The following is a 19,447-nucleotide window of genomic DNA, read 5'->3' as shown; positions in this document are numbered from 1 at the left end:
GTGGGTTCGAATCCCACCCTCTCCGCCATTGTCTGATTTCATTGAATAATATGGACTTATACGTCCCTTTCGTCATGCTGCGAAAATTTTCGCTGAATGCGCTAAGGGAGGTCTGTCAGTGTATTTGCGGTGTCCTTTTCATCGCGCTGTCCTGTGATGAAATCTCGCAGTTCTTCCGGTTTCGTTTGGGTAAGGCCTTCTTCGAAAAGCTGCTTCTGAAATCTCAGCAGCGCAGCTACCATTGTGGGCTTATTGTAGTGCGGACGCACGTGCGCAACCCAAATTTCCAACTCCCGCTCTGTAGTCTTTCCTTGTCGATTAAGAACCTTCGCAGTTGCAATGATTGAAGCAGCAAGCTCTTGCTCAACTGCTTCAACAGGCTCACTCCATCTTCCGGCTTTCCCGTATGAGTCGGTATAGAATGAAAGCTGCTTAACCGAATCTAGAACAGCAGTATGGTCGCTTAGCGGATTCGCTGCGGCCCTAAGCTGGTTGAGAGTTCTTGCTCCTTGACCCGCGAGCATGGGGAGAATCCATTGGACATTTTTTGCTCGATGATTCCGGTAGTCTCTCCAGCCTGCTTTCAGCGTTGCGTCATCGCTAGCGAGTAGAATCGTTTTTATAGCCTGCACCTTCCCAAGCTCTTCTATTGCTAAGATAGCAAGTGCGCAGGCGGAGGGGTAGCGGCCATTCTCTATAAGCAGGTCCGCGTCATTTATAAGCCTCGCTGCATTCTCGCGCGCTAGCCTTATGCCTGATGCTGCTTGGCTCGGCGTAAGCGGACCTTTGTATTGTGTTAAAGTAGATGACATTCCGATATATTAAGACCTACTTTTCAGGATTTTCCAGACCTGTGTTCCGGTCATAGCGATTGATAGGCTCAATGCTGATAGTCTTTACCTTCACGGCATTCCCTCCTCTACTCGAAATGTAATGAAATCCCCTTTCTCTGAAGGCGTCATTAGCTTGATGTTGTATCTGCGGTTATCGCGGGTATCGCGCATGAACCACGTCGTGTTGACAGCCTTTGACTTCGGCTGCATGCGGATCGTGATTTCCATTGTCCTCTTACCGCTCACCACGCCGTTTAGGTAAATCTCATCACCATTCAGGACGCGGAACCGGCCAGCCGTGGTAAACCGTAATCCTTGGCACGATGCAACCGTCTATCTTGTGTCCGTTCAGAACCCACACTCAGCGAGAAATGCCCTGCTGGCCGCCAGATCATCCAGAATGCCGCCGGCATTGCGCGGGTCGCGCTCCTGCTCGATGGTGATATAGCCGCCATAGCCAAGTTCCGTCAAAAGGCTGCGGATGGCTGGATAGTCGATTGAGCCGCGACCGATCGGGCACATGACGCCCTTGGCGCAGGCGTCGAAGAAGCGGATGCGTTCTGCCATCACCTCCTCGAAAACCGCAGCGTCGATATCCTTGAAATGAATATAGTCGACACGGTCCCAATAGCGGCGAAGCGTGGTGATGGGGTCCATGCCGGAATAGGCCATATGGCCGGTGTCGAGGCAGAGGCCCGCCAGATCGGCGGGAATGTCCTCGACGATCTGCTGCAACTCATCGGCAAATTCGATGTAGCCGCCGGCATGGGGGTGGATGGTGGCGCGCACGCCATATTTTTCGCGGGCGAGCGTTGCGATGGCGCGGATGTTCTCCACCATGCCTTTCCATGCGCCGCCATCGAGGCGCGACGCGCGGTCGGAATGGCCGGCGGCATAGTCTCGCTCGTCATGTCCCCAGTCCATCACCGTCAGATAGGGGGCGGAAAAGCGTTGGCCGGCATGGGTTTCCGGTTTCGGCAGACGGGTGATCAGCGCGCAGATTTCGTCAGTCTGGCGCAGCAGATTGTCGCGGTTCTCCGGTGAGACCAGATCGTCGAAGATCGTGCCGGCGACGATCTTCAGGTCGCGCTCATTGAGCGCCTGCGAAACACTCTCGAGGTCGAGCGGCAGATAACCGTAGGGGCCGAGTTCCAGGCCGCCGAAACCGGCGGCCTTCGCCTCGTCCAGCACCTTTTCCCAATGGGGCAGATGGGGATTTTTGACGTCGTCGACGCCCCAGCAGCAGGGAGCGGTGGTGATGGTGATCCGGTTGGTCATGGCATCCTCGTGGCGCGATTGACGCCGGGCCGCCTTCTGCGGCCCGGAGCGGGTTTCAGCGGCTGATGGTGGCTTTAAGGGCGTCGATGGAGGACTGGATGCCCGCCTCGGTGGACATGGTGAAATCTTCCATTTCCAGACTGACCCAGCCATTGTAACCGGCCATGCGCACCACGGAGAAAAATTCCTTCCACCATTGCAGATCATGGCCGGCGCCCACCGCCACATAGTTCCAGCTGCGGTTGGCGACGTCAGTCACCTCTTTCAGCTCCAGCAGGCCGTTCACATCCGCCAGTCCGCGTTCGATGCGGGTGTCCTTGCCGTGGCAATGGTGGATCGCGCTGCCGAGTGCACGGGCGGACGCGATGGGATCTGCCCCGATCCACATCAGGTGTGACGGGTCGAGATTCATGCCGACCGTTGGGCCGACTTCATCGCGCAGGCGGAACAGGGTTTCCGGGTTCCAGACGAGCATGGCCGAGAAATTCTCGAGCGCATATTTTTCGACGCCCGCTTCCCTGGCGAGCTTCACAAGCCCGTGCCAGAGCGGAAAGGCGCGGTCTTCCCATTGGTAACGGTCGCGCTCCGGCATCTCGTTCGGCCAGCTCTTGGTGTAGACGAGCCAGTTCGGCACGGTGTCACCCGGCGCTGCTTCCGGCAGGCCGGACATGGTGACGATCTTCGTCACGCCGATTTCGCCCGCCAGCCGGACGGTGTCCTCGATCTCCTTCAGGTGGCGTTTGCCCATATCGCCGGGATCGAGCGGATTGGCGGAGCAATTCAGCGCAGCGATTTCGAGGCCACGGGCCTCGATTTCCTTGAGCCTGGATTTGAGCAGACCCTTATCTGCCAGAAGTTCGTCGGCTCTGAAATGCGGGCCGCTTGACCAGCCGCCGCCGGTCATCTCGATGCCTTCGACACCGAGCGCGACGCATTTGTCGAGCATGTCGGTGAAGGGCAGGCTTGCCATGACGTCAGTACAAATTGCGAGTTTCATCGTTCATTTTTCCGAGGAGGTATGGGGACGCGCCTGAAGAGGAGGAGGACGGGAGAGTTGTCCGGCGCGCCCCCAAGCTGGTTAAGCGAAATCGACCCAGGCGGCGCCGGCATCGGCCGAACGGACGCAGTTTTCCAGCCAGCGAACGCCTTCGGTGCCGGCCGTGATGCCGGGATAATGGTGGGTCTTCAGAAAAGCCTTGTCACCGCGATTGGCCGCATCGATCGCCTGGGCGATCCAGAGATAGATGTTCGACCAGCTATCGCCGAGGCCTTCGGTGTGCAGCGCGCCCATGCGGTCGATGGCGAGGCTTTCCTGTTCCAGATAGGGCATGCCATGGTGCAGAATGCGGCCGGGTTCGCCCTGAACCTCGTAGATCAGCTGATCGGGATGGGAATCGGACCATTCAAGTGACGCCTTGGAACCGACGAAGCGGTAACGCTGCGATCCCATATTGCCGGCATTGACGGAGGAGACCCAGAGGCGGCCGCGTGCGCCATTGTCGTAATGCATCAGAACGGTGGCGTGGTCCTCCAGCGGCGCGCGGGTGGGGATGAAGGCCTTGCGGTCGCAGAGCAGGCGTTCCACCTTCATATGCGGCAGCACGACTTCCGAGAGATAATAGAGATGTGTGCCGATATCGCCCAACACGAAGGTCGGGCCGGCGGTGCGGGGATTGGTACGCCATTTGACGGCCTCGCCCGCGCCCACATCGTCACCGGCATTGAAACCATGGGTATATTGCAGGTCGACGATACGGATGTCGCCCAGCATTCCCTTTTTGACCATGGCTGCCATCTGGTGGACGAGCGGATGCCCGGTAAAGCCATAGGTGACGCCGACGATAAGGCCCTTCCGTTCAGCCAGCCGCGCCACCTCATCGCATTCGGCCACGGTGAAGAATAGCGGCTTTTCGCAGATGACATGCAGCCCGGCCTCAAGGCAGGCCTTGGTGATCTCATAGTGGGTGAAATTGGGGGTGGCGATGGAGACGACATCCACACCGTCTTCGCGCGTCGTCTCGCCGGCAATCAGCGCCTTGTAGTCCGCATAGCAGCGTTCCGCCGCCACGCCGAGATTGACGCCGAAGTCTTTGCCCCTTTCGGCATCGAGGTCGAAGGCGCCCGCGACGAGCTGGTAGTTGCCGTCGCGCAGGGCGCCGGTGCGGTGCTTGTAGCCCACCTGTCCCGTGCGTCCGCCGCCCACCATGGCCCAGCGCAGCGGGCGTGAAATCAGTCTTTCTCCGTTGATCATGTCAGTCGTCTTTCCATTTGATGTTGCGAATGGCCGCGGCGGGAGGCGGGGTCCTCCTCGGGCTCAGCGCCGGTTTGCCGCGTCATTTCTTGAAATAGAGGTCGATATAGTCCTGCATCTTGGCGCGCATGAACCGGCTCGATTCATCGGCCCTGTCCTCCCAGGCGAAGACGCAGGAGGTCATGATGCCATCGAAGCCGATTTCCGCGAGCGTGCCGAAAAAGTCGTCCCACGGCACTTCGCCCTGGCCGATGTTGAGATGCTGATGCACCCGCGCCTGTGTGCCCGGCGGATTGAGGATATAGCGAAGCCCGGAACTGGCCTTGTGGTTGAAGGTATCGCCCACATGCACATGGGCGAGCACGTCCTTGGCTTCCCTGAGCATCGCCTTGGTGTCGTCGCCGAAATAGAAGGTATGCGGTGCGCAATAGAGGAACTTGACGTTCTTCGAATTGACGGTGCGGATGATGTCCAGCGCCGGTTGCAGCGTTTCGCACCAGTCTTCCGGATGCGGCTCGACATGCAGGTTGATGTTTTCGCGCTCGAAGATCGGCACCAGTTCTTCCATGGAGCGCCACCAGGCATCCTCGCAGGCCTCGATCATCGAGCCGGTATGGCAGCAGTAGCAGGAACCCTTGTCGGGATGCGGTCCACGGCCGAATTCGGAGTTCATCGTGTCGACCTCCAGTTCGATGGCGATCTCGATGGCGCGTTTCCAGTGTTTTACCGCCGCCTGCCGTTCGGTCTCGTCATTGGAGGCCCAGCGATACATTGGCAGCAGCGAGGCGATGCCGACATCGGCGTTTTTCAGCGCCTTCTTGAAAGACCTGATCCGCTCGGGAAAGACGCGCGGCGCCTTGAACCATTCGAGGAAATCGGCGCGCGGGCTGAGTTCGATCCAGTCGTAGCCGAGTTCCTTCACCTTGGCGGGCAACTCATCGAGGCTGGTGAAACGGTGCATGTGGGGGTCGATGGCGATTTTCATCGGTCTTGATCCTTGTCTATGTCTTAATTCGATGGCGGCTGCGGCGGATGGCCGTCATGGCTGGCCATGTAATTTTCCACCTCGGTGCCGAGATCGGCGAGCGCCTCACCGCCAGCCATCAGATCGGTGATTTCCTCGCGGGATTTTTCGCCCTTGCGGAAATTGGCGGCGACTGCGCCACGGATCAGCACGGCGAAATGGTCGCCGACGGCGATGGCATGGGTGACCTGATGGGTGATGAAGATCACCGCGATGCCGCGCTTGCGCGCTTCCAGCACGATGCGCAGAACGTGGGATGCCTGTTTCACGCCCAGCGCTGCCGTCGGTTCATCGAGGATCAGAACGCGTGCGCCAAAATGCACCGCGCGGGCGATGGCGAGCGATTGCCGCTCGCCGCCGGAGAGCCCGCCGATCAGGCGGTCGCCGTCATCGATGCGGGTGATGCCGAATTCCTGCACTGCCTTGACGGCGATTTCGTTGGCTTTCTTGCGGTCGTAGATCCGGAAGGGCCAGAAGCCTTTGGTGGGTTCCGCGCCGATGAAGAAGGAGCGGCCGATGCTCATCAGCGGAAAGGTTCCGCCGAACTGGTGCACGGTGGAAATGCCCATGCGTTGCGCATCGCGCGGCCCGTCGAAATTGACCGGCTTTCCATCCATCAGCACTTCGCCGGAACTCGGCTGGTAGACGCCGGCCAGTGTCTTGATCAGCGTGGATTTGCCCGCGCCATTGTCTCCCAGCAGGCAGAGCACCTCGCCGGCGCGCACTTTCAGCGAGATATCGTGCAGAACATCGATCGGGCCGAAGGACTTATTGACGTTTTTAAGTTCGAGAATGGGTGTCGACATCGTCTTGCCTCACTTCTTCTTCGGCGAATAGGTGAGCGCCATGACGCGGAAAGTGTTGTTCATCAGCACGGCCAGGAGCAGCATGACGCCGATGATGAGGCTCGACCAGTTGCGGTCAAAGGCGGTGAAATAAATACCCTGATTGACGATGGCGAAGGTGATGGTGCCGAGAAATATGCCGATCACCGAACCGAAGCCGCCGGTCAGCAGCACCCCGCCCACGACGACCGCGATGATGGAGTTGAAGATGAAGGTCATGCCGGCCGAAACCTGGGCGACATTGAAAAGGATTGCCTGACAGACACCGACGAAGGAGGCGCTGACGGAGGAAAGGACGAAAAGCGTCACCGTCAGCTTGTCGGTGGGAATGCCGGCATTGCGGGCACTCACCCGGTCGCCGCCCATGGCGAAAATCCAGTTTCCGAAAGGCGAATAATGGACATAGAAGATATAGATCGCCGTCAGCAGCAGCCACCAGACGATGCTCACCTGAAAACTGCCGCCGATGAACTGTCCGAACAGGAATTTGGCGACGGGGCCGGATTGGGCAGGGCTCAGCGCCACGCTGGTCGTGCCGGTCAGAAGCACGGAAAAGCCGAGGATCAACCCCTGCACCGCAAACAGCGTGCCGAGCGTGACGATCAGTGAGGGCACCACGGTCCGTATCACCAGAAAGCCGTTGATAAGCCCGACAAGCAAACCAAGGCAAAGCGCGCCGACAATGCCGAGCCAGATCGGCATGCCGTAATAACCGGAGATAATGGCGACCGTCAGCGCGCCGGCCGGGATCATCGCGCCGATGGAAATATCGAGCTCCCCGGAAATCATCAGCAGCCCGACGGGAATGGCGACGATGCCGAGATTGGCGGCGACATTCAGCCAGCTTGCGGCGCCGGCGGGTTTCAGAAAATCGATGCTGCCGAAGATGACGAAGAAGGCAAGAACGAAAACAAGGCCGAGAAAGGCGCCTGATTCCGGGCGGCGCAGAAGGTCGCCCAAAGAGAGATTTTTCACGTCGTTCACTCCAATATTGGCCTAAGTGCCGAGGGGATATCCTCTGCCCGTCAAACCCCGACCCCCGGTTTCGCCGGGGATCGGAGGCGGGTATGGATAACCGCTCAGCGCGCTCCCTTGGCGACGCCGGCAAGCGTGGTCTGGATGTTGGATTTGTCGACGATGTTCGGTCCCGTCAGCAGCGGGGCGGTCGGCAGATCGGTTCCGAAATCGATGGCCGAGGCCAGAAGCGTTACCGCCAGCAATGATTGCAGGTAGGGCTGCTGGTCGATTGCGAAACCCTGTGTCCCGTCCTTGATCCGGTCGAGGCCGGACTGGTTGAGATCGAAAGTGCCAAGCAGGGCGGTTTCTGTCTTGCCGGCCTGCATGATGCCGATGGCGGCGGAATCCGCATCGCCCGCCGAAATGGTCAGGACGCCGTCGATCTTGCTGTCCTGTAGCAATGTCGCCTTGATCGCCTCGGCGACGGCGGTGGCGTCGCCGAAACTGGTGGCGGGAAGCGGCAGTTGCTTGCCGGCGCCGCCGGCCTTGGTGATGCCGTCGATGACGCCCTTGCAGCGCGCCTCCTGATTGGCGGCGCCCGGAACGGTGTTCACGCAGATGACGTTCTTTTTGCCCTGTTTCGCGAAATATTCGCCGCCGGCGACGCCGGCAATATATTCGTCGGAGCCGACATAATTGATCGCGCCGAGTTCCTTGGCCTTTTCGTGCCCACCGGCATTCATGAGAATGACCTTGATACCGGCATTGATGGCTTCCCGGATCGCCGGGTCCTCGCCTTCCGGAACCCAGTTCGGAATGACGAGACCATCGACCTTCTGGCTGATGGCGGTCTGGATCAGCTGCACCACATCGGGCGCGAAATTGTCATAGGTCTGCAAACGCAGGTAATTGACCTTGCCGCCATTCGCCTCGACCACGAGGCGCGCGTCATCGACACCCTTTTTGATGAGGTTCCAGAACGCATCGTCGTTCTTGCCGCCGACAACGGCAATATTGGCCGCGAACGCGCCGGATGCCATCACGAGCGAGATAGTGCCCGTTGCGAGAAATTTCCTGAAAAATGCCATTGCTTCCTCCCTGCCCATTCTCCCGACGGGCCCTAATGACAGGGTGATTTATATCTTTCATTTTCATGGGAATGGAATTTATATTTCATTTAATGTTGCATTTAATATCATTTCATGTCATTCATGAATGATACGATTGTGAGGCGTCATGAACAGACCGACCATTACCGATCTTGCGAAAGCCGCCGGTGTCAGCATCTCCACGGTCAACCGGCTGCTGCACGGTTCGACCGCCGTGCGCCAGGATACGATCGACCAGATACTCAAGGCGGCGGAGGAGATCGGTTTTTATGGTCTCGGCACCATCAAGGACCGTCGCCGCGAGGCCATGCCCCATCACCGGCTCGGCTTTCTGTTGCAGCAATCCCACCGGCCGCTTTACCGGCTTTGGGCGGAAGGGATCGTTGCCGCCGCACGCCAGCGGCCGGATAGCATCATCGAGCCGGATGTCGTTTTCGAGGACGATCTTTCACCGGAGGCCGTGTCCGCCAATCTCTTGAAGATGGGACAATCCTGCGGCGCAATCGCGGTGGTGACGGCCGATCATCCGCTCGTCAGCCAGGCGATCGACGAGCTGCGGGGCAGGGGCGTTCCGGTGGTGACTTACGTATCCGATCTATCGGCGGCAAGTCGCGCGGGCTTTGTCGGCACCGACAGCTGGAAACGCGGCCGCACGGCGGCATGGTTCCTCAGCCAGACGGTAAAGGGCGAGGGCGTGGTCGTGCCGCTGATCGGCAGCAATCGGTATCAGTGCCAGGATGTTTCTGACGCCAGCTTCCGCTCCTATATGCGCGAGAACACACCTGAACTTCAGGTCGCGGAAACGCTGCTGACCCACGAGGAGCCGGAAAATGCCTATGTCATCGTGCGGGATATGATTGCGGCCGAACCGGGCCTTCGGGGGATTTATGTCAATGGCGGCGGCATATCGGGTGTTCTGCGCGCGCTCAGGGAACTGCCTGCCGAGCGGCAGCGCGACATAAAAATCATCTGTAACGATATCGGGCCGGAAACACGAAAAGGCCTCAACGAAGGACTGATCACCGCCTCTCTGCCGCTTCCCCTCGACAGGATGCCGCAGCAATTGATCGACGTGATGTTACGGCGCATCGAGAATGGAGATTCGTCTTCCGTTGAACAGCGGATCGTGCCCTTCGAAATCCTGACGCCCGAAAGCATCTGGACCTGAGCGACACGATCACTGGAATTCGAGGCTCATCCGGGCAAGGTCGTCCCACAGGCTTTCGGCAAAACCGCGCAGTACGATGACTTCGAAGACCTGTCCGTCGACACGGGTGAGGTGGGCGGCGATGTGGCCGATCAGCGTCGCGGCGGAATGTCCCACCGGGAAGGCTGCTAGAGACAGGTCGACCGCCGTGCCTTTGGCCAGAACCCGCTCGGCCATCTTGCCTTCTATGCGGATGCGAACGCGTCCCTGGCTCTGGTCGACACCCGTTGCCTGAGGCTCGAGCGCTGCAAGAAGCGCCTTCATATCGGCATGAGACAAAGGGTGTTCACCGACGATGAACCATTGGCCCGGTGAGACCGCGCGTATATCGCCTTTGGCAAGGTCGCGAAGGCGGGCTTCCAAATCCGTTGCGCCGGGTGCGGCCAGAACGTGGATGATCGCGCCTTCCGGCAGCGGAGAGAGCTTGATGGCGGTGGAGGCAATCGCTCGCTTCGCGCCCAGCACCGGGCGGAGCGTCGGCCGGAAGCCGGATTTGAAGTCAGACTTGAAATCAGACATGGAGTTTCTCGTTTTGAGGATCGACAAAAACCGGGTTGCAAAGGCGGGCTTGGGTAAATTCGTTGCGCAGGCCGTTCCAGACCACGATTTCCTCGCCATGCCGCGCAGGGCCATTCTTGACGAGGGCGAGACCGATGGTCGAACCCAGATGCGGTGAGAAGGCGCTGGAGGTCACATAACCCTGATCGTTCTCCAGCGTTGCCGCGGCCTCCTTCGCAAGAATATGCGAGCCGGTGCGGAAGGACTGTTTTGGATCAAGCGGCACGACGCCGACGAGGCTCGGACGGTTGGCGTCGGAAAGCCCCTCGCGCTCCAGCATCCGTCGGCCGATGAAATCGGCCTTCGCGGTGGAGACCATTTTGCCGAAGCCAAGATCGGCGGGCGCCACCGTGCCGTTGATTTCATTGTGGGTGACATGGCCCTTTTCAATGCGCAGCACGCCAAGCGCCTCGACGCCATAGGGCATGATATTCTCCGCCTCGCCGGCTTCCATCAGGGCATCGGCAACGCTTTCACCGTAACCGGCCGGGACGGCAAGCTCGTAGGCCAGTTCGCCGGAGAAGGAAATCCGGAACAGGCGCCCATGCAGTTGCCCGCCAAACAGGGAGACTTCCCGGGCTGCAAGGAAGGGAAAGGTCTCGTCGGAAATATCTTCATCGACGATCCTCTGGAGAATGGTGCGTGCCTTCGGCCCGGCAATCGCCATCTGCGCCCACTGGTCGGTGACGGAGGCAAGCCGCACATCGAGATCCGGCCAGAGCGCCTGCGCGCAGAATTCAAGATGGTTCATGACGCCCGCCGCATAGGCGGTGGTGGTCGTCATGAAGAAGCGGTTTTCCTCCAGCCGGCTGGTGGTGCCGTCGTCATAGATCATGCCGTCCTCACGCAGCATCAGGCCATAACGCGCCTTGCCGACCGGCAATTTCAGGAAAGCGTTGCAATAAACCCGGTTCAGGAATTCGGCGGCGTCCTTGCCACAGATTTCGATCTTGCCGAGCATCGATACATCGCAGAGCCCGGCATTCTTGCGCACATTCAGAACCTCACGGTCGACGCTTTCCCGCCAGCCGCTTTCGCCTTCGCGCGGAAACCAGGAAGAGCGATACCAGAGACCGGTTTCGACGAAGACGGCCCCGTTTTTCTCGGCCCAGCCATGCAGCGGCGATTTGCGCACCGGCTGGAAATGCTGGCCATGATAGGCTCCGGTCAGTGCGCCGAAGGAGACGGGCGTATAAAACGGCCGGAACGTCGTGGTGCCGACATCCGCCGGGGAGATACCGCGCGCTTCGGCCAGCAGCCCGATGGCGTTGACATTCGAAAGCTTGCCCTGATCCGTCGCCATGCCGTTGGTGGTGTAGCGTTTGGCGAGTTCGACATGGCCATAACCTTCACGGATGGCGAGGCCGAGATCCTTGCGGTGAACGTCGTTCTGGTAATCGACAAAGGCTTTCGCCTTGATGCCGGGGATGGACCAGAGCGGTTTTGCGGGCGGGGCTACGATATCGTTTTCCACCGTGCCGAATGTCGGTGCAGCTGATGCAAAGCCGAGCTCTTGTGCCAGCGCTGCGCCCTTCCGCGCGCCATCCTCAAGGCAGGCGGCGATACCGTTGATCGCGGAAACCGCACCGGCGAGTTCCAGCCCCTTGAGATTGCCGGGTGCCAGAAAAGCGGCATCGTCTTCCGACCAGACCGGCTTGCCGCCGCGATGGCAGGCGAGATGGATGATGGGGCTGAAGCCGCCCGACATGGCCAGCGCATCGACATTCAGGCTCTCCGCGCGGCCATTCGCAAAAACCTCGATGGCGGAAAGCGCCTTGCCGCCCTTGGCATTCGAGACGACGCCACCCTTGATGACGCGCGCCTTGCCTTCGTAGCCCGGATTGCCCTGTTCACGGCTGTCGATGATGGCGGCCAGAGCGACACCCTGCGCCTCCAGATCGCGGGCGAGTGCATAACCGCTGTCATTGGTGGTGAAAATTGCCGTCGCCGTGCCGGGGCTGACGGCATAGTGGTTGAGATAGCTGCGCATGGCGCCGGCCATCATCACGCCGGGAACATCGTTGCCGCCGAAGACCAGCGGCCGTTCTTCCGCGCCGGTGGCAAGCAGCGCTCGTTTGGGGGCGATGCGCCACAGGCGCTCCACGGGCACATGGGCTTTCGGATGTGGCAGATGTTTTTGCACCCGCTCCACCGCACCAAAGACATTGCCGTCATACCAGCCGAAAGCTGTGGTCCGCGTCAGCACCGTCACATTCGGCAGGGCTTCAAGTTCGGCTACGCATTGCGCCGCGAAATCCGGAGCGCTCTTGCCACCGATGGTTGCCGTTTCGGAAAGAAGCCCACCGCCTGCCACGGAATGTTCATCGACAATGATGACGCGCCCGCCGGCGCGTCCTGCGGCAAGCGCTGCGGCCAGACCCGCCGCGCCGGAGCCGATCACCAACAGGTCGCAATGCGCCCAGCATTTGTCATAGGCATCCGGGTCAGCCTCGTAGCTCGCCTTGCCGAGGCCGGCCGCTTTGCGGATGAAGGGCTCATAAACCTTTTCCCAGAAGGCGGCAGGCCACATGAAGGTCTTGTAGTAGAACCCCGCACCGAGGAAGGGAGACAGAAGGCCGGTCAAGGCGCCGATATCGAAATCGAGAGAGGGCCAGCGGTTCTGGCTGCTGGCTTCCAGCCCGGCATAAAGCTCCTGCATGGTGGCGCGGGTGTTCGGCTCCGTGCGGCCGCCGCGGCCGATGGTCATCAGCGCGTTCGGCTCGGCTGCACCCGCCGTCAATATGCCGCGCGGGCGGTGGTATTTGAAACTGCGGCCGACGAGTTTCTGGCCGTTGGCGAGCAGGGCGGAGGCGAGGCTGTCGCCCTCAAAGCCTGACATCGGCTTGCCGTCGAAGGTGAAGGAAAGCGGTTTGGAACGGTCGATCAGACCGCCGGTCTTCAGGCGGTTGGCGCTCATGCGTTTGTCACTTTCGTCTTGTCGGCGGCGTCGCGGCAGGCGGATATCTCATGGGTGGCGGTATCGCGGGTGACGACCAGCCAGCGGCGGCAGCCGGATGTGTGGTGCCAATATTCCTCGTAGGCTCCACGCGGATTGTCGCGCAGATAGACATAATCGAACCATTCCTCCGCGCCGGCATCGGCGGCGGGCCTTTGAAGGGCTGCGCCCTTGATGGTGAATTCTTCCCTGGGTCTTGGCCCGCAATGCGGGCAGGGCACGAGACTTGCCATTTCAGATGTCCTTGATCCGCCAGATAGCGGGATGGTGAAAACTGTGAGCGATTTCCGCCTGAAATCCCGCTACAGATTTAGTGAAGGTTGGGCTGGGCGCCCTGGCCCTTTTCATCGATGAGATAACCGCGCCGGAAGCGGTCCAGCCGGAAGGCCGTTGCCGTTTCCTGCGGTGCGCCGCGCGCCAGAAGATGGGCGAAGCAGAAACCGGAAGCGGGCGTCGCCTTGAAGCCGCCATAACACCAGCCGGCATTCAGGTAGAGATTGTCGATCGGGGTCTGGTCGATGATCGGCGAACCATCCATCGACATATCCATGATGCCGCCCCAGGAGCGTAGCACCCGGACGCGCGAGAGCGCCGGTATCATCGCCTTGCCTGCCTCCGCGACATGTTCGACCGTCGCCAGATTGCCGCGCTGGGCATAGGAGTTGTAGCCGTCTATATCGCCGCCGAAGACGAGGCCGCCCTTGTCCGATTGCGAGACGTAAAAATGGCCGGCCCCGAAGGTGACCACGCCATCGATGAAGGGCTTCAGCCCCTCAGACACGAAAGCCTGCAGCACATGGCTTTCGATAGGCAGTTTCAGCCCGGCCATGGCGGCCACCTGCGAGGAATTGCCGGCTGCCGCGAGCGCCAGCTTGCCGCAGCCGATGAAGCCCTTGGCGGTCTCCACACCCACGACCCTGCCGTTTTCGCGGCGAATGCCGGTTACCTCGCAGCCCTGAATGATATCGACGCCGCGGCTGTCCGCGCCGCGCGCATAACCCCAGGCGACGGCATCGTGACGCACGGTGCCGCCGCGTCTTTGCAGCAGGCCGCCCTGCACCGGAAAGCGGGCATTTTCGAAATCGAGAAACGGCAGCATCGCCTTGACTGCGGCGCGGTCCAGCAATTCGGCGTCGACGCCGTGCAGCCGCATCGCGTTGCCGCGCCTTGTATAGGCGTCGCGCTGCGCATCCGAATGATAGAGGTTCAGCACGCCGCGCTGGGAAACCATGGCGTTGAAATTGAAATCCTGCTCCAGCCCTTCCCACAGCTTCATCGAAAGTTCGTAGAAAGGATTGTTACCCGGCAGCAGATAATTAGAGCGAATGATCGTGGTGTTACGGCCGACATTGCCGGAGCCGATATAATTCTTTTCCAGCACCGCGACATTGGTGACGCCGAATTCTTTCGCAAGATAATAGGCCGTCGCCAACCCGTGTCCGCCGCCGCCAACGATGATGACGTCATAATGCGGTTTCGGCGACACGTCCCGCCAGGCGGGTTTCCACGCCTTGTTGCCGAAAAGGCCGTTCTTGAAAATGGAAAAGGCGGAATAGCGCATCTGCGTACCTCGAACGATATCGCGCAAGCTTACCGGCGTCGTGCGAAAGGGAATTGCAAATAAAGGACATAATGATTTAAAAAAGAGACATGACGATCATTGAGCAGAAGAATGTCCAGCGCATTGGTTTCATCCTGGTTCCGAATTTCGCGCTGATGTCCTACGCCTCGGCCGCGGAGCCATTGCGGGCCGCCAATCTGATCGCCGGAACCGATCTTTACGATGTGGTTCCGCTTTCTTTCGATGGCGAGGCCGTCAGAAGTTCTTCCGGCATCATTGTCGGCTGCGAGGCACTCGCCACCGCAGGCGAGAGATGCCACACGATCTTCGTCTGCGCAGGGGGCGGGCCGCAGGATTGGACCATTGCGGAAAATTCCTATGGGATGTTAAGGCGGCTGGCGCGGCAGGGTGTCCGGATCGGGGGCATTTCCAGCGGCGCTTATGTGCTGGCGGCGGCGGGATTGCTGGAAAATCGCGATTTCACCATTCACTGGGAGCATGCGCCGGTGCTGAAAGAGGCCTTCGGCCACCTCACGCCCCGGCAGGCGCGGTTCGTTTTCGATGGAGACCGCATCACCTGCGCCGGCGGCGTCGCGCCCCTCGATATGATGCATGCGATGATTTCGCAGAGAATGGGTGCTCATTTCGCACGGCGTGTCAGCGACTGGTATCTGCACACGGCCGTGGCCGAACCCGGCGCGCCGCAAAGGGGTTCCGCCGCCGAGCGCCATGGCACCAACCATCCGGCCCTGCTGACCGTGCTGGAAAAAATGGAAACGACCATAGAAAGCCCGCTCGACCGGCAGACCATGGCGAAACTGGCGGGAACCAGCGCGCGCCACCTCGACCGGCTTTTCGCAACTCATCTGAAAACGACGTTTCTGGAAACATACCGCGCGATCCGCCTCGATCATGCCCGGCGGCTGCTGGAGCAAAGCCCGCTCTCCATTGCCGAAGTGGCCTTCGCCACCGGCTTCTCGAGCGCCGGGCATTTTTCGGGAAGCTTCAAGGCCCGGTTTGGCCATACCCCAAATACACTGCGGCAAAGATTTCCTCCGAATTAAAATAGTTTTCCTGTAAGGAAGGGAAAACACGATAATGCCGGAGGACCCCATGGCGAAGGATACCACCAAGACCGAAACTGCGCAGTTCCTGTCGCAGGATCCCCATGCCATCCGCGAGCCAAGGGTCAATAATCTGGAAATGGCGATTGGCCATGAGGTGCGCGCCTATCGCAAGAAACTCGGCATCACGGTCACCGATCTTGCATCGGCCACCGGCGTTTCCGTGGGCATGCTCTCCAAGATCGAAAACGGCAATATCTCGCCGTCGCTCACCACGCTGCAGACGCTTTCAAAGGCGCTGGGCGTGCCGATCACGGCCTTCTTTCGCGGTTTTGAGGAACCGCGCAGCGCCACCTTCGTCAAGGCGGGGCAGGGCGTGAATATTGAGCGCAGGGGCACGCGCGCCGGTCATCAATACAGCCTGCTCGGCCATATCGACAACAATACCAGCGGCGTCACCGTCGAGCCCTATCTCATCACGCTGACCAAGGATTCGGACGTGTTCCCGACCTTCCAGCATGAGGGAATGGAGTTTCTCTACATGCTGGAAGGCGAGGTGGTTTACCGCCATGGCGAGCAGCTTTTCACCATGCAGGCCGGCGACAGCCTGTTTTTCGACGCCGATGCGCCGCACGGGCCGGAGGAATTGGTGAAGCTTCCCGCGCGTTATCTGTCGATCATTTCCTATCCGCAAAGGCGACTGGGCAATGACTGAGAGTTTGCCTTAGAAGAAAAAAATATTCCTGATAGTTGACGGAATGGAATTCCATATGTTAGCCCTTCATTCAGAAACGAATGGAGGTGCCTGTCGATGTGCGGCATTGTTGGACTATTCCTGAAAGACAAAAGCCTTGAACCGCAGCTGGGTCAGCTGCTTTCGGACATGCTCGTCACCATGACCGATCGCGGCCCGGATTCGGCCGGCATCGCGATCTACGGAAGCGCTGCCAATGGCCGGGCGAAAGTGACGATCCAGTCGGGCGATCCGGCCGCCGATTTTTCCGGCCTCGCCGACGCGCTGAAGGAAAGCGGCGTCGATGCCGCGGTCACGGTAAAAAGCACGCATGCTGTTCTCGATATTCCCGCCGAGAAGCTGGATGGTATCCGCGCGGTTCTTTCCGCAATCCGCCCGAATGTGCGCGTGATGGGTTCCGGCGACAGCGTCGAAATCTACAAGGAAACCGGCCTGCCGAAGGATGTCGTCACCCGTTTTGACGTGCGTTCCATGGCGGGCACCCATGGCATCGGCCACACCCGTATGGCGACGGAATCGGCGGTGACGACGCTTGGCGCGCATCCCTTCTCCACCGGCGCCGACCAGTGCCTGGTGCATAATGGTTCGCTTTCCAACCACAATAATCTGCGCCGCGAACTGGTGCGTGAAGGCATGACGTTCGAGACCCAGAATGACTCGGAAGTCGCTGCCGCCTATCTCACCGCGGAAATGGCCAAGGGCAAGGATCTGGGCGAGGCGCTGACCGGCGCGCTCGACGATCTCGATGGTTTCTTCACTTTCGTCGTCGGCACCAAATCCGGTTTCGGCGTGGTGCGTGATCCCATCGCCTGCAAGCCTGCTGTCATGGCCGAGACCGACCAATATGTCGCTTTCGGCTCTGAGTATCGCGCTCTGGTCAATCTGCCCGGCATTGAAAATGCCCGCGTCTGGGAGCCGGAACCGGCGACCGTCTATTTCTGGGACCATGAAAAGGCCGCCTGAGACCCGTCATCGGCGCCTGTTTTGAAAGTCATAATCCATGCCAGTTTTCGATCTCTCCCACACGCCGCTGCGTGAACTCAACAAGGCGCTCCACGGTCTTTCCTCGGGCGCGAACGACACCGAATTCGAGGTCGTCAATCCGCGCGGCCACCATGCCGTGGCGGTCGGCATCGACAGCCCCGTCACCGTCGATGTGCACGGTTCGGTCGGTTATTATTGCGCCGGCATGAATGATGGCGGCAACGTCACCGTGCACGGCTCGGCCGGGCCGGGTGTCGCTGAGAACATGATGTCCGGCACCGTCGTCATCGAGGGCGACGCCTCGCAATATGCTGGCGCTACAGGCCGCGGCGGGCTTCTGGTCATCAAGGGCAATGCCGCCTCCCGCTGCGGCATTTCCATGAAGGGCATCGATATCGTCGTGAAGGGCAATATCGGTCACATGTCCGCTTTCATGGGCCAGTCCGGCCACCTCGTCGTCTGCGGCGATGCGGGCGATGCGCTTGGCGATTCCCTTTATGAGGCGAAGCTTTTTGTGCGCGGTTCGGTAAAGAGCCTGGGTGCCGATTGCATCGAGAAGGAGATGCGGCCTGAACATCTCGAAAAGCTCGCCGAACTTCTCAACAAGGCCGGCGTCACGGATGTCAGCCCTGACGAGTTCAAGCGCTACGGCTCGGCCCGCACGCTCTACAATTTCAACATCGACAACGCCGACGCGTATTGAGGCGAGGGACATTCCGATGAGCTATCACAACCCCTTCACCCCGCCGCGCAAATCCGCAACTTTCGATGACCATACGTTGGCGGAAATCCGCCGTGCGGCTGCGACCGGCATCTATGATATTCGCGGCGCGGGCACCAAGCGCAAGGTGCCGCATTTCGATGACCTCCTGTTTCTCGGCGCGTCCATCTCGCGCTATCCGCTCGAAGGCTATCGCGAGAAATGCGATACGACCGTGACCCTCGGCACGCGCTTCGCCAGGAAGCCGATCACTCTGAAAACGCCGATCACCATTGCCGGCATGAGTTTTGGCGCTCTCTCAGGTAACGCCAAGGAAGCGCTCGGCCGTGGCGCAACCATCGCCGGCACCTCCACCACGACGGGCGATGGCGGCATGACGGATGAGGAGCGCGGCCACAGCCAGACGCTGGTTTATCAGTACCTGCCCTCCCGTTACGGCATGAACCCGAAGGATCTGCGCCGTGCGGACGCCATCGAGGTCGTCGTCGGCCAGGGCGCGAAACCGGGCGGCGGCGGCATGTTGCTCGGCCAGAAGATTTCCGATCGCGTCGCCAATATGCGCAACCTGCCGAAGGGTATCGACCAGCGCTCCGCCTGCCGTCACCCTGATTGGACCGGCCCCGACGATCTCGAAATCAAGATCCTCGAACTGCGCGAAATTACCGACTGGGAAAAACCGATCTATATCAAGGTCGGCGGTGCAAGGCCCTATTACGATACGGCGCTGGCGGTGAAGGCCGGTGCGGATGTGGTGGTGCTGGATGGCATGCAGGGCGGCACGGCGGCCACGCAGGATGTCTTCATCGAAAATGTCGGCATGCCCACGCTCGCCTGCATTCGCCCCGCCGTTCAGGCGCTTCAGGATCTCGGCATGCACCGCAAGGTGCAACTCATCGTCTCCGGCGGCATCCGTTCGGGTGCGGATGTCGCCAAGGCGCTGGCGCTGGGTGCGGATGCGGTCGCCATCGGCACGGCGGCGCTGGTGGCGCTCGGCGACAACGATCCCAAGTGGGAAGACGAATATCAGAAACTCGGTACCACGGCCGGCGCTTACGATGACTGGCACGAGGGCAAAGACCCCGCCGGCATCACCACGCAGGATCCGGAGCTCGCCGCGCGCCTCGATCCCGTCGCCGCCGGTCGTCGGCTTGCCAATTATCTGAAGGTCATGACGCTCGAGGCGCAGACCATCGCGCGTGCCTGCGGCAAGAACCATCTCCATAATCTGGAGCCGGAAGATCTGGTGGCGCTGACGATGGAGGCCGCCGCCATGGCGCAGGTTCCGCTGGCGGGAACCAACTGGTTCCCGGGCAAAGGCAGCTTTTAAGCCATAAGAACGGACGGG

The 19,447-nt window shown here is 60.3% G+C and carries 18 protein-coding genes and 1 pseudogene; 6 read left to right on the top strand and 13 right to left on the bottom strand.

Annotated features, from left to right (window positions below; translation table 11 throughout):
- Window positions 1–101: 101 nt before the first annotated feature.
- From L904_RS05215 to L904_RS05180, 9 genes and pseudogenes are all read right to left on the bottom strand, one after another.
- A complete protein-coding gene (locus L904_RS05215) occupies window positions 102–812 on the bottom strand; it encodes an AbiV family abortive infection protein (protein ID WP_020813509.1) in 711 nt (236 codons plus the stop codon).
- 90 nt (window positions 813–902) lie between these two features.
- A pseudogene (locus tag L904_RS26750) lies at window positions 903–1,124 on the bottom strand (head-tail adaptor protein); the annotation flags it as partial.
- A gap of 57 nt (window positions 1,125–1,181) precedes the next feature.
- Complete coding sequence (locus tag L904_RS05210) at window positions 1,182–2,111, bottom strand: sugar phosphate isomerase/epimerase (protein WP_020813507.1); 930 nt, start codon at window positions 2,109–2,111, stop codon at window positions 1,182–1,184.
- Between the two features lie 55 nt (window positions 2,112–2,166).
- Window positions 2,167–3,108 carry a sugar phosphate isomerase/epimerase gene (locus L904_RS05205; protein WP_031234567.1) on the bottom strand — a complete coding sequence of 314 codons (942 nt, stop codon included), beginning with the start codon at window positions 3,106–3,108 and terminating at the stop codon, window positions 2,167–2,169.
- Window positions 3,109–3,189: 81 nt separating this feature from the next.
- Window positions 3,190–4,362: a Gfo/Idh/MocA family protein gene (locus tag L904_RS05200; RefSeq protein WP_020813505.1), complete on the bottom strand. Its 1,173-nt coding sequence runs from the start codon at window positions 4,360–4,362 to the stop codon at window positions 3,190–3,192.
- A gap of 82 nt (window positions 4,363–4,444) precedes the next feature.
- On the bottom strand, window positions 4,445–5,347 hold the full coding sequence (locus L904_RS05195; protein WP_020813504.1) for a sugar phosphate isomerase/epimerase family protein: 903 nt from the start codon (window positions 5,345–5,347) through the stop codon (window positions 4,445–4,447).
- Between the two features lie 23 nt (window positions 5,348–5,370).
- Complete coding sequence (locus L904_RS05190) at window positions 5,371–6,192, bottom strand: ATP-binding cassette domain-containing protein (protein WP_020813503.1); 822 nt, start codon at window positions 6,190–6,192, stop codon at window positions 5,371–5,373.
- 9 nt (window positions 6,193–6,201) lie between these two features.
- Window positions 6,202–7,206 carry an ABC transporter permease gene (locus L904_RS05185; RefSeq protein ID WP_031234566.1) on the bottom strand — a complete coding sequence of 335 codons (1,005 nt, stop codon included), beginning with the start codon at window positions 7,204–7,206 and terminating at the stop codon, window positions 6,202–6,204.
- A gap of 104 nt (window positions 7,207–7,310) precedes the next feature.
- Window positions 7,311–8,276 carry a substrate-binding domain-containing protein gene (locus L904_RS05180; protein ID WP_020813501.1) on the bottom strand — a complete coding sequence of 322 codons (966 nt, stop codon included), beginning with the start codon at window positions 8,274–8,276 and terminating at the stop codon, window positions 7,311–7,313.
- A 148-nt stretch (window positions 8,277–8,424) separates the two neighbouring features.
- Here L904_RS05180 and L904_RS05175 point away from each other — a divergent pair, with 148 nt between their 5' ends.
- The gene (locus L904_RS05175) at window positions 8,425–9,465 is read left to right on the top strand and encodes a LacI family DNA-binding transcriptional regulator (protein WP_020813500.1); all 1,041 of its coding nucleotides are present in this window, start codon (window positions 8,425–8,427) and stop codon (window positions 9,463–9,465) included.
- 9 nt (window positions 9,466–9,474) lie between these two features.
- Here the strand turns inward: L904_RS05175 and soxG are convergent, their stop codons facing one another.
- The 4 genes from soxG to L904_RS05155 all read right to left on the bottom strand — a co-directional run bounded on the left by soxG (window position 9,475) and on the right by L904_RS05155 (window position 14,579).
- Entirely contained in the window at window positions 9,475–10,023 is a 549-nt protein-coding gene (gene soxG / locus L904_RS05170; RefSeq protein WP_020813499.1) for a sarcosine oxidase subunit gamma family protein, read from the bottom strand.
- Complete coding sequence (locus L904_RS05165; RefSeq protein WP_020813498.1) at window positions 10,016–12,979, bottom strand: sarcosine oxidase subunit alpha; 2,964 nt, start codon at window positions 12,977–12,979, stop codon at window positions 10,016–10,018. The genes soxG and L904_RS05165 overlap by 8 nt, the downstream gene beginning before the upstream one ends.
- Window positions 12,976–13,251 (bottom strand): sarcosine oxidase subunit delta, encoded by a 276-nt coding sequence (locus L904_RS05160; protein WP_020813497.1) that lies wholly within the window; start codon window positions 13,249–13,251, stop codon window positions 12,976–12,978. Before L904_RS05160 ends, L904_RS05165 begins: the two co-directional genes overlap by 4 nt.
- 77 nt (window positions 13,252–13,328) lie before the next feature.
- A complete protein-coding gene (locus L904_RS05155; protein ID WP_020813496.1) occupies window positions 13,329–14,579 on the bottom strand; it encodes a sarcosine oxidase subunit beta family protein in 1,251 nt (416 codons plus the stop codon).
- Window positions 14,580–14,668: 89 nt separating this feature from the next.
- Between L904_RS05155 and L904_RS05150 the strand changes: the two genes are divergently transcribed.
- The 5 genes from L904_RS05150 to L904_RS05130 all read left to right on the top strand — a co-directional run bounded on the left by L904_RS05150 (window position 14,669) and on the right by L904_RS05130 (window position 19,429).
- Complete coding sequence (locus L904_RS05150) at window positions 14,669–15,643, top strand: GlxA family transcriptional regulator (RefSeq protein WP_020813495.1); 975 nt, start codon at window positions 14,669–14,671, stop codon at window positions 15,641–15,643.
- Window positions 15,644–15,677: 34 nt separating this feature from the next.
- On the top strand, window positions 15,678–16,358 hold the full coding sequence (locus L904_RS05145; protein ID WP_020813494.1) for an XRE family transcriptional regulator: 681 nt from the start codon (window positions 15,678–15,680) through the stop codon (window positions 16,356–16,358).
- A 96-nt stretch (window positions 16,359–16,454) separates the two neighbouring features.
- Complete coding sequence (locus L904_RS05140) at window positions 16,455–17,360, top strand: glutamine amidotransferase family protein (RefSeq protein ID WP_035261871.1); 906 nt, start codon at window positions 16,455–16,457, stop codon at window positions 17,358–17,360.
- A gap of 37 nt (window positions 17,361–17,397) precedes the next feature.
- A complete protein-coding gene (locus tag L904_RS05135) occupies window positions 17,398–18,084 on the top strand; it encodes a GXGXG domain-containing protein (RefSeq protein ID WP_020813493.1) in 687 nt (228 codons plus the stop codon).
- A gap of 16 nt (window positions 18,085–18,100) precedes the next feature.
- Entirely contained in the window at window positions 18,101–19,429 is a 1,329-nt protein-coding gene (locus L904_RS05130; RefSeq protein ID WP_020813492.1) for an FMN-binding glutamate synthase family protein, read from the top strand.
- Window positions 19,430–19,447 lie beyond the last annotated feature (18 nt).

The sequence above is a fragment of the Agrobacterium sp. LY4 genome, assembly GCF_001526585.1.
Classification (GTDB): domain Bacteria; phylum Pseudomonadota; class Alphaproteobacteria; order Rhizobiales; family Rhizobiaceae; genus Agrobacterium; species Agrobacterium leguminum.
The sequence above is the reverse complement of the archived record's forward strand: the minus strand, read 5'-3'. Positions and strand labels throughout refer to the sequence as shown.